A 602-nucleotide genomic window follows, 5' to 3' on the forward strand; every position below is an offset into this window, starting at 1 on the left:
ATCTACAATCATCCCTATCGTAGCCCTCTTCTTAGAACTCAGAGTCTCTGGTGCTACCATCCGTTAGATGTGATAAGGATGGAGCAATCCGCTCAAGCCTTAATCGGGGAGCATGACTTTTCTGCTTTCCGCTCATCAGAGTGCCAAGCAACAACCCCTTTTCGAAATATCCATCACATCACCTTCCAACAGAATGGGCCACTTATTGAGATTGAATTAAAAGCAAATGCCTTTTTACACAATATGGTCAGAAATATTGTAGGAACGCTTCTTGAAGTCGGATTAGGGAAAGAGAAGATCATTTATCCTCAACAAGTCTTAGAGAGTCGGGATCGGACAAAAGGGGGAATGACAGTGCCCCCGCAAGGTTTACATCTCTACCATGTGGAATATCCTACGGCTCTGATGCCACAATTATCTCTTACGACAAAAATGTCGATTGCATAGTATCAAAATTTAAGTCTCAAAATAGAGTATTATTAGTTAGGAATTGTTATTACAGCAATGGAGCGGTCCATCTCAAATCTCTCAATTGCTTATTCTAATTTGCGATAAAGGAACTAAAATGAAACAGAAGACAGTTTTAACAGGAATTAGTACAA

Annotated in this window: 1 protein-coding gene; it reads left to right on the forward strand. The window is 40.0% G+C overall.

From position 1 onward, the window contains the following. The coding region (locus tag FK530_RS27600; RefSeq protein ID WP_500487579.1) for a tRNA pseudouridine synthase A at nt 1-447 on the forward strand (447 nt) is incomplete at its 5' end. Nucleotides 448-602: the final 155 nt, after the last annotated feature.

Origin of the sequence: Tsukamurella conjunctivitidis (genome assembly GCF_007858475.1) — a bacterium.
Taxonomy (GTDB): domain Bacteria; phylum Actinomycetota; class Actinomycetes; order Mycobacteriales; family Mycobacteriaceae; genus Tsukamurella; species Tsukamurella conjunctivitidis.